This window comes from Synergistales bacterium, from assembly GCA_021736445.1.
GTDB lineage: Bacteria > Synergistota > Synergistia > Synergistales > Aminiphilaceae > JAIPGA01.
Genome location: JAIPGA010000095.1, coordinates 1 through 8763 on the forward strand (window position 1 = coordinate 1; position 8763 = coordinate 8763).

Genomic DNA, 8763 nt, shown 5'->3' on the forward strand with positions numbered 1-8763 from the left:
AGACTAGGCAAGGGAGGGAGCAGGGACAGGATAAAGAAACTGCCCGGCGAGAGCCGCCGATGGCAGGAAGAGAAGGACTCCCGGTTCCGCAAGCTCAACAATTTTGTGGTTAAAGGGTTTGAGGACTACAAAGAGCGGCCCCTGTTCGCCCCCGGCGGCGCCGGGGCAGTCATGGACGATCTGGTCCGTCAGGCGGATCGCCTCGGCGAGCTGTGGAGCGACCCCAAGTGCACCTATCTGCTGGTCTTCGGCAGGGAGCGGGAGGGCCGTTTTCTCTGGCCCGGCGAGGATCCGTTGGTGGTGGGGTACTTCAGGGCCCGCCTCCGGGAGACCCTGGAGAAAGGGCGGAAGGGAACCTGCCCTCACTGCGATGCCGCCGACACCCCGCTGCTGAACCTGGACAAGACCTTTCCCTTCGCCACCTTCGACAAGAAGAGCTTTCTGCCGGGCGTGGAGAGCAACGCCTCCGCCCAGGCCAAGGTGCTCCCGCTGTGCAAGAGCTGCCTGGCCGTCTACACCAGGGGGCGGCAGGCCATGGACGGCCGGTTCACCGTCTACAAGCCCGTCTTCGACCTGAGGCTCTCGGTGATCCCCGAACTGCTGGGGAGCAAGGGGCTGCCCAGAGCGCTCGCCAAAGGGACCGAGGAGTTCCTCTCCCGGGGCGTCAACGAAGAGGAGACCTTCTTCTCCCTTCTTGCCGAGCAGGAGGAGGCGCTGGTCTACCACTTCCTCTTCTGGGAGCAGAACCAGGCCCAGGAGCGGGTGCACCTGATGGTGGAAGACGTGCCGCCCTCGAGGCTGAAGCGTCTGACGGCGCGGTGGAACGAGGCCGAAGCGGTCTGGGGGCTGCGACGGCAGGAGGAAAGCGGGAAGCCGATGACCCTGGACCAGGGCCTCGCCTCGACACTGTGGAGCATCGCAGACCTGGCGGGGGCCTCCGATCAGGACAGGCTGTGGTTCCGGCAGCAGGCCTTGTCGGTGTTGGGACGGCTGCTGGGCGGCGAGACCGTCAACGTCTCCTTCGTCAAGCAGCTCTTTGTCTCCCGGATTCCCGGGCGGTTCGCCGACGAGAAGTGGATGCAGTACGGCGCCGTGAACATGCGGCGTCTGGCAGCGGTGCTTGACTTTTTGACACTAACCAATGAGAGGTGATCTGTGCATGAAGCTGGAATTCTTTCAGGAGTTCGCCGACCCCTATCTGCACAAGGAAGGCGGTCAGGGGGTCTTTCTGGCCGGCGTGGTGCTGGGCATGGTTGCGGGAGGCCAGAACAAAAGCAACATCCGGGAGGCGCCGATGTTCAAGCAGCTGAACTTCGGCCGCCTGAGCAGGCGGGATCTGCAGCGGCACCTGGCGCGGGTGCCGGAGCTCACCAGCGCCTACCAGCTGAACTATGCGGGGCTCATCGAGGCCCTGGGAGGCAAGGCCGGCGAGCTGATGCTCAAAGGCGGCAAAAAGGATATCGGCATCGACGGCAACTTCGCCTTCTCCGTGGCCTTCCTCAACGCGCCGCACTACTTCTGGAGCGCCTTCCGGAAGGACAGGGGCGCGCCGGAAGAGCAGAGCCAGGCGGCAGAGCAAGAGTCCGAGTAACACCCAAAACCGAAAGGAGCGATTTGATGGCTTTCACCAAACGTCGCGAGATGGTATTCGCCTACACCGTGAAGGACGCCAACCCCAACGGCGACCCCCTGAACGCCAACCACCCCCGGTTCGACGAGGAAACCGGGCAGATCCTCGCCTCGGACGTGCGGATCAAGCGCACCGTGCGTGACCACTGGATCAGCGAGGGGCACCGTGTCTTTGTGGACGGCGAGAAGAAGACACTGAAAAGCAGGGTAGAGGAGCTCCGAACAGAGCTGGGCACCAAGACCGGCAGGGAGACACTGGCGCAGTGCATCGACAGCCGCCTCTTCGGCGCCACCTTCGCCCTGGGGAAGGAATCCTTCGCCTGGACGGGGCCGGTGCAGTTCAAATGGGCCCGCACCATGCACCGCGCCAAGGCGCAGATGGTGCAGGGTACGGCGGCCTTCGCCACCAAGGACGACAGTGACCAGCGCTCCTTCCGCAACGAGTACATCGTGCCCTTTGCCTTTCTGGCCGGCTACGGCGTGGCCAACCAGCACGCCTCCAGGACCACCGGCGCCACCGACGAGGACATCGCCGCCCTGGAGGATGGCCTCTGGAAGGGCACGGCCAACCTCATCACCCGCAGCAAGGTGGGGCACGTGCCGCGGTTCCTCTGCACCGTCACCTACAGCGAGGGGTTCAGCGGCCTGGCCGGTGCACTGGACGAGAAGATGGCGCTCACCGACAGGGAAGGCCGGCCCTTCGACGACGATGCCCAGCTGGCGCTGCGCTCCGTGCGGGAGCTGCGGCTGGATGTGGGCGACCTGGCCGCCTCGCTGCTGCGCTACGCCGACGACATCGAGCAGGTGCGGATCGTCGCCGACGACGACCTGGAGATCACCGGCCTGGAGGCCCTGGAGGAGAAGCTGGGAGAGCGCCTGGTCCACGAGGTGAGGTAGATGGCCGTTGCCTTTGACGTGCAGTCCAGCATGGCGATGTTCCGCAAGGGGTACACCACCACATCGTCCATCAGCTACCCCATCCCGCCGCCGACGGCCCTGGGCGGGCTCGTCGCCGCCATCCTGGGGATCGACACCGGCGCCGCCGACCATGCAGCCAAAGCCGCCTACTGGGGACGTCTGGGGGGCACCAGCGTGGCCTACAGACTCCTGCGGCCCGTCAGGTGGTTCCGATCGACGCTGAACTTCACCAACAGCAAGAATCCTCAGGTGAATCCGCGCATCCAGATCAAGCACCAGTTCCTCTCCTCGCCGGCCTATCGCGTCTACGTCAGAGGCGGCGTCGAGGAGGAGCTGCGGGAGCACCTGGAGCGGGGGAGCTCCATCTTCACGCCCTACCTGGGGGTGGCCTACGCCATCGCGGAGCTCTCCTACGTGGGCGCCTTCCCTTGCCGGGAGGTGGAGGAGCCCTCCCCGGAGGTCGCCTCCGTTCTCCCCTGGCTGGGAGAGGGGGAGACGCTCCCCGGGATCGACATCCTCGGTTCCGGGCCGGTCTTCAAGGAGGATGTGCCCTTGCAGATGGCCGAAGACCGCCGTCTCACCGGCTACGGCAGCGTCCTCTACTGCGGCGACCCGCACCGGCGGATAAAACTGGAGAAACGAGGTGATAGCGATCTCGCCCAGGTTGGAGACGATACTGTCGCCTGGTTCCCTGCCTGGTGAGGTGTGGAGCCACCCCCACCGCCCTCTGGCGGAGCATCTGGAGGGGGTGGCCGCCCTCGCCTTCGGCATGAGGGAGCGCCACCGCGTACCCGTGGAGGAGGAACAGCTGCGGGCGGTCACGCTTACCCACGATCTGGCAAAGCGGGACCCGCGCTTCCAGCGCTACATCCGGGGGGAGGGGCAGGGCACGCCCCACGCCTGCCCCTCGGCCCGCTTCGCCCTGGATCTCACCGGTGACCTTTTGTCCGCCGAGGTGGTCTGCCGCCACCATACGGTTGTCAAGGAGTTCGGTGAAGCCGTGGCTCAGTGGTTCGGCGACCATGCCTGCTACGAGAAATACGTCGCCGCCATCCGCGGACTGGACCCCCAGTGGCCTCTGCGGTTGGCCGAAGGTGAGTGGCGCAGGCTGCAGAGTGAACTGCTTTTGAACGGCGAGACCGACGAACACCAGTGGCTCCGCCACCGGGCGCTGCTCTCGCTGCTCATCGCCGCCGACCGAATGGACGCCGTGGGCCTGCGGGAGCTGCCGGAGGAGAGGTTGCCGCGCTTCACTCCGTTGCACTATAGCGGCGACTCGGCACTGAACGAGTGGCGCAGCGGGATCCGCAGCCAGTGCCTCCGGAAGGCGGAGGAGATCGACCGTCCCGGCATCTACACCATCACCCTGCCCACCGGGGCCGGGAAGACCTCCACCGGCCTGGAAGCCGCCACACGCGTCGCCGGAGCCACCGGGGCCGCCGCCATCGTCTACGCGCTGCCTTTTATCTCCATTGTGGAGCAGAACGCCGGTGTCGCCGCCGATCACTTTGGCGAGGCCATTCAGGAGGACCACAGCCGGGCGGCGCTGAAAGAGGAACGCGACGAAGGCGCAACCTCGCAGAGCCCCCTGCGGCACATGGTCTCCTTTTTCCGCTCCTGGAATGCGCCGGTGACCGTCACCACCCTGGCCAAGCTCTGGAGTGTGCTCTTTGGGGCCAAGGCCAACGAGAGCATCAATTTCCACCGGCTTGCCAACGCCGTGGTGATCCTCGACGAGCCCCAGGGGATCCGCCCCGAGTTGTGGGGCGGCCTGGGCCGCGTGATGGAGCACCTGACGGAGCGCTTTGGGACCACCTTTCTCCTGATGACCGCCACCCAGCCGGAGATCGCCAAGGGGCGGGCCGTCGAACTGGCGCCTGAGGGCGTCGCCCTGCCGGCCTCGCGGCACCGCTACAGCGTCTACCCCGAGCGGCTTCCGCTGGAAGATCTCGCACCCCTGCTGGAGGAGCGGACAGGCTTCCCCGACCAGTCCGGCATGGTGGTCCTGAACACCAGAAGGGCCGCCCTGGAGGCCTACAGAATGCTCGCCGGCCAACTGCCGGAGGACATGACGCCCTTCTTTCTGTCCACCTTCGTGACGCCCAGGGAGCGACGCGATATCCTGGAACGCCTCCGCAAACGTGAAAGAGAGGGAGCAGACCGCCTGCTGGTGGCCACCCAGGTGGTGGAAGCCGGCGTGGATCTGGACTTCCCCTGGGTCTTCCGGGATCTGGGGCCGCTGGACAGCGTGGTGCAGGTGGCCGGACGGTGCAACCGCCACGGCGGGCCGGACCCCGGCACAGTGGCGGTGGCGGAGCTGGTTTCCGAACGCAACGCCCCCTACGCTACCCAGGTCTACAGCGCCACCCTGGTGGACGCCACGCGGCAGACCCTGCGCGACACCCCCGCATTCGACGAAAGGCAGGTGCCCGAGCTGATCGGGGAATACTACCGTCAGGTGGCCGAGCGCATCCGCCAGGACTCCCCCTGGGAGGCCATCGTCAGCGGCAAATGGGACGCCCTGCCGCCGCTCTACGAAGACAAACCCTACAGCGAGGAGGCCGTGCTGGTGGAGATCGACGACGGCCTGCGTCCGCTGCTCAACCGGCTGCGGGAGGGGCAGTGGAGCCTGGAGAATCTGATGGAGAAAAAGCGGCTCCAGGCCCGGCTGTCCGACTACACCATCAACGTGCCCGAAAAGACCCTGCAGCGGATGCGCCAGGTAGCCGGCGGCATCACGGCGGAGGAAGAACCCCTCCAGGCTCTGGAGGACCTGGGCATGTGGCTGCTCACCGGCGAAGCCGTCACCGAGGCCCAAAAGCCCGGAGAAACCGAGGAAGCAGGGAAGACAGCGCTGTACCGCAGACGCGCGGGCCTTGTGCTGGACTGCGAACCCTCGGTGGACGACAGCATATTCTAGAAAGGAGACGCCATGCATTCCGAGGACGAACGCATCGGCGGCACACTGGTGTGGTACGCCTCCATCTGCGAGCGGCAGGTGTGGCTGATGTCCCGAGGAGTGGAGCCCGATCGGCGGGACGAGCTGCTCGCCATGGGGCGGCTCATCGACGAGGAGAGCTACAGCCGGGAGCGTGGCGTGGCCCACGGCGGCAACGCCATTGACATCCTCAACCAGGAGGACGACAGGGTGGTGGTGGCCGAGGTGAAAAAGAGCAGCGCCTCCCGCGAGGCGGCGTTGCTCCAGCTGGCCCACTATCTCTATCAGCTGGAGCGCGACGGGATCGTCGCCGAGGGAGAGCTGCGCTTCCCCAGGGAGCGGCGGAAGGAACGGCTCTCCCTCGACGACACGCTGCGGACCAGACTGGACGGTCTCTACCGGCGGATCCATGAGATCTGCGCCATGGACAAACCGCCGGAACGAAAGCGCACCAAGTACTGCCGACGCTGCGCCTACGCCGAATGGTGCTGGGGATAACCAGAGGAGGTGACCGCAGGTGTGTCGGACGCTCTATATGATGAATTCCGGGGAACTGCGGCGGAAGGACAACACCATCGTGGTGGAAACGGAGTCGGGCAAGCGCTATCTGCCCGTGGAGACCAGCGACGAGATCATCGTCTTCGGCGACGTCTCGCTGAACAAGCGCTTTCTGGAATTCTGCACCAAGACCCAGATCATGCTGCACTTCTTCAACCACTACGGCTACTACCAGGGAACCTACTATCCCCGGGAGCATTACAACGCCGGCACCGTGGTGCTCGCCCAGGCCTCCACCTATCTCGACGAGGCCAGGCGGCTCAACCTCGCCAGGGCGCTTGTCGCCGGGGCCTTCCGGAACATGGCTGCCGTGGTCACCTACTACGCCAACCGCAGCCGTCAGGAGCTCGCCCCGCTGGCCGAGCAGATCGACCAGGCCCGCCACAGGCTGGATGAGGCCCACGACGTGCGGGAACTCATGGGGTATGAAGGCGACACACGGGAGCAATACTACGCCTTCTTCGATGCCGTGCTGGCAGGGGAGGATTTCACCTTCGGCAGCCGGAGCCGGAGACCGCCCAGCAACAGGCTCAACGCCCTGGTCAGCTTTCTCAACAGCATGTGCTACATCCTCGCCCTCTCCCAGATCTACCGCACCCACCTGGACCCGCGGATCGGCTACCTCCACGAGACCAACTTCCGGCGCTTCAGCCTCAACCTCGACCTGGCGGAGATCTTCAAACCCATCCTGGTGGACCGGCTGATCTGCTCGCTGATCAACCGAAGCATCATCAACAAGAGCCACTTCATGAAGGAGGCCGGCGGGATCTACCTCAACGAAAAGGGGCGCAAGGCTGTGCTCAAGCACTGGGAGGAGCGCATGCAGGCCACCATCGAGCACAAGCAGCTCAAGCGGAACGTCAGCTACAGGAGACTGGTGAGGATGGAGGCCTACAAGATCGAAAAACATATCCTGGGCGACCAGGAGTACAGCCCCTTCGTGACACGGTGGTAGGATGTTCGTGATCATGGTCTATGATGCCTTCCCCAAACGCGGCGTCAAACTGCTCAAAGTGGGGCGCCGCTACCTCAACTGGGTGCAGAACTCCGTTTTGGAAGGCGAGTTGACCCCGGCCACCTTCGCCCACCTCAAGCAGGAGGTCAAAAAGATCATCAACGAGGAGTACGACAGCGTTATCTTCTACACCTGGCGCACCGCACGCTACACAAAGAGGGAGATCCTTGGCAAGGAGCTGGCGGAACAGGACAACTTCATCTGACCGCCTGTCGTCGACCGCCGGTAACGCACAAACCCCCCACCTGCGACGACATTGCGCCATCCCGAACAAGCCCGTAACCACAGCGTCTCCCGCCGTTCGCCGAAACCATTGCAGAGAAGTTTCCCCTTGCTCTCCCCACCGACAAAGCCTATAATGGCAGGGATCCAAGCGGTTTGTGGCCTTCCTATGAGGGATGGAAACGTGTTAAGGCGCTCCTTAGCCCCTTATAAATGGTTCACGTTTGTGGCCTTCCTATGAGGGATGGAAACCAGCAGTGTTTCCAGCAACCGTGCCGGTCTGTAGTGTTTGTGGCCTTCCTATGAGGGATGGAAACTTTCACCTCCGTCTGACACTGTGCAAGCATATAATCCGTTTGTGGCCTTCCTATGAGGGATGGAAACTCACCAATTTCAAGTGCGCGAACCTCAGCAGCGTCGGTTTGTGGCCTTCCTATGAGGGATGGAAACTCATTTTTATTGTCTCCTTTGTTATTCAATGCATACGTTTGTGGCCTTCCTATGAGGGATGGAAACGTCTGTGGGCGTCTAGTGCTGCCTGGGCTGGTGCTGGTTTGTGGCCTTCCTATGAGGGATGGAAACAAGCATATGTGGACGAAGGCATTTCTGCAGAGGCTTCGTTTGTGGCCTTCCTATGAGGGATGGAAACTATGCACTGAACGTAATAGCAGAAAGTGTCGGGTCAGTTTGTGGCCTTCCTATGAGGGATGGAAACATGGACTGCTAAGAGGTGATATTGAAGGTAGGAACGTTTGTGGCCTTCCTATGAGGGATGGAAACTGGCTGCTCGTGAGTATTGTGAACGTGTTCAAGGTCGTTTGTGGCCTTCCTATGAGGGATGGAAACTCTTGAACCAACTGAATACATTCAAGAGGGTACAGGTTTGTGGCCTTCCTATGAGGGATGGAAACGCGTGCAGCAATTAAGCATGGTATTGGGATGAGTCACGTTTGTGGCCTTCCTATGAGGGATGGAAACTAGGGTAGCGTACGCATCAATATCAAAATTTCTAGCGTTTGTGGCCTTCCTATGAGGGATGGAAACGGAAGCTACTGGACAGATGAATCCACAGCAGAAGAGTTTGTGGCCTTCCTATGAGGGATGGAAACCAATATAATCTGTAGACTCACCAGAATCATCAGGCTCGTTTGTGGCCTTCCTATGAGGGATGGAAACCCAATCTCAGCAGTCTGAAGAAGCCCGGTGGGTTTAGTTTGTGGCCTTCCTATGAGGGATGGAAACCGCTTGCCACAGACATGGTATAACTTCTTTTCCTCTAGTTTGTGGCCTTCCTATGAGGGATGGAAACAGTCAAAGTATCGCAACGCGTTTGATAATTGGATGAGTTTGTGGCCTTCCTATGAGGGATGGAAACAAGTATCAGATGGTTATGGTGGTTTTACTACGTCAGGTTTGTGGCCTTCCTATGAGGGATGGAAACAAAGATGAACCTGTATTTTATTTCCCTATGTTCCTTGTTTGT

8 protein-coding genes and 1 CRISPR repeat array are annotated in these 8763 nt (G+C 62.3%); all 8 genes read left to right on the plus strand.

The genetic code is table 11. The annotated features are described in order from the left end of the window. A partial coding sequence (locus K9L28_10780) for a TM1802 family CRISPR-associated protein (protein MCF7936813.1) occupies positions 1 to 1152 on the plus strand: 1152 nt, incomplete at its 5' end. A 7-nt stretch (positions 1153 to 1159) separates the two neighbouring features. Beyond that, entirely contained in the window at positions 1160 to 1591 is a 432-nt protein-coding gene (locus tag K9L28_10785; GenBank protein MCF7936814.1) for a TM1802 family CRISPR-associated protein, read from the plus strand. Between the two features lie 26 nt (positions 1592 to 1617). Beyond that, positions 1618 to 2526, plus strand: coding sequence for a type I-B CRISPR-associated protein Cas7/Csh2 (cas7b, locus tag K9L28_10790; protein ID MCF7936815.1), 909 nt, complete (start codon positions 1618 to 1620; stop codon positions 2524 to 2526). Next, entirely contained in the window at positions 2527 to 3249 is a 723-nt protein-coding gene (gene cas5b / locus K9L28_10795; GenBank protein MCF7936816.1) for a type I-B CRISPR-associated protein Cas5b, read from the plus strand. After that, positions 3212 to 5467: a CRISPR-associated helicase Cas3' gene (cas3, locus tag K9L28_10800; protein ID MCF7936817.1), complete on the plus strand. Its 2256-nt coding sequence runs from the start codon at positions 3212 to 3214 to the stop codon at positions 5465 to 5467. Before cas5b ends, cas3 begins: the two co-directional genes overlap by 38 nt. 12 nt (positions 5468 to 5479) lie before the next feature. Next, a complete protein-coding gene (cas4, locus tag K9L28_10805) occupies positions 5480 to 5983 on the plus strand; it encodes a CRISPR-associated protein Cas4 (GenBank protein ID MCF7936818.1) in 504 nt (167 codons plus the stop codon). Positions 5984 to 6002: 19 nt separating this feature from the next. Beyond that, the gene (gene cas1b, locus K9L28_10810; GenBank protein ID MCF7936819.1) at positions 6003 to 6998 is read left to right on the plus strand and encodes a type I-B CRISPR-associated endonuclease Cas1b; all 996 of its coding nucleotides are present in this window, start codon (positions 6003 to 6005) and stop codon (positions 6996 to 6998) included. 1 nt (position 6999) lies between these two features. After that, positions 7000 to 7263 carry a CRISPR-associated endonuclease Cas2 gene (gene cas2, locus K9L28_10815; GenBank protein ID MCF7936820.1) on the plus strand — a complete coding sequence of 88 codons (264 nt, stop codon included), beginning with the start codon at positions 7000 to 7002 and terminating at the stop codon, positions 7261 to 7263. Between the two features lie 171 nt (positions 7264 to 7434). Further along, positions 7435 to 8721: a CRISPR direct-repeat array (repeat unit 30 nt; unit sequence GTTTGTGGCCTTCCTATGAGGGATGGAAAC). The last annotated feature ends 42 nt before the right edge of the window (positions 8722 to 8763 follow it).

Coding starts and splice junctions, on each gene's coding strand:
- K9L28_10785 (MCF7936814.1), top strand. CDS start 1,160: ATGAAGCTGGAATTCTTTCAGGAGTTCGCCGACCCCTATCTGCACAAG.
- cas7b (MCF7936815.1), top strand. CDS start 1,618: ATGGCTTTCACCAAACGTCGCGAGATGGTATTCGCCTACACCGTGAAG.
- cas5b (MCF7936816.1), top strand. CDS start 2,527: ATGGCCGTTGCCTTTGACGTGCAGTCCAGCATGGCGATGTTCCGCAAG.
- cas4 (MCF7936818.1), top strand. CDS start 5,480: ATGCATTCCGAGGACGAACGCATCGGCGGCACACTGGTGTGGTACGCC.
- cas2 (MCF7936820.1), top strand. CDS start 7,000: ATGTTCGTGATCATGGTCTATGATGCCTTCCCCAAACGCGGCGTCAAA.